Below are 446 nucleotides of genomic sequence, written 5' to 3'. Positions count from 1 at the left end.
CCACGGGACCGGAAGTCCCGCACCATGTTGTAGATCCCCGTCGACTTCGCGTTGATCCCGTCGGTGTTGTAGTCGTTGTAACACAACTTCGCACCCGGATCCGCCGCCCGCGCCGCCCGGAACGCCGCCTCGATCCAGTCATTGCCGGTGCGCTGCAGGTTCGAGTCACGCCGCCCACCGCTACCACCGTCGGCGAACGCCTCGTTCACCACGTCCCAGGCGTAGATCTTGCCCCGGAAGTGAGTGGCGACCTGCGTGACGTGGTTGATCGCCGCGTTGCGCAACGCGGTACCCGACATGCTCTGCGCCCAACCCGGCTGCTGCGCGTGCCACAGCAACGCATGACCCCGCACACTCATGCCGTTGGCCTGCGCGTGACTGACCAGACGATCACCACCGGTGTAGCTGAACCGACCCTGCTGCGGCTCGGTCGCGTCCCACTTCAT

Annotated in this window: 1 protein-coding gene; it reads right to left on the bottom strand. The window is 65.9% G+C overall.

The features are described from left to right. Nucleotides 1-446 (bottom strand): endo-1,4-beta-xylanase (locus C7C45_RS33005; RefSeq protein ID WP_146247492.1); only part of this gene is annotated, 446 nt, incomplete at both ends.

It is taken from the genome of Micromonospora arborensis (assembly GCF_003205615.1).
Classification (GTDB): domain Bacteria; phylum Actinomycetota; class Actinomycetes; order Mycobacteriales; family Micromonosporaceae; genus Micromonospora; species Micromonospora arborensis.
Note: the sequence above shows the minus strand (reverse complement) of the source record. Positions and strands in the feature narration are given on the sequence as shown.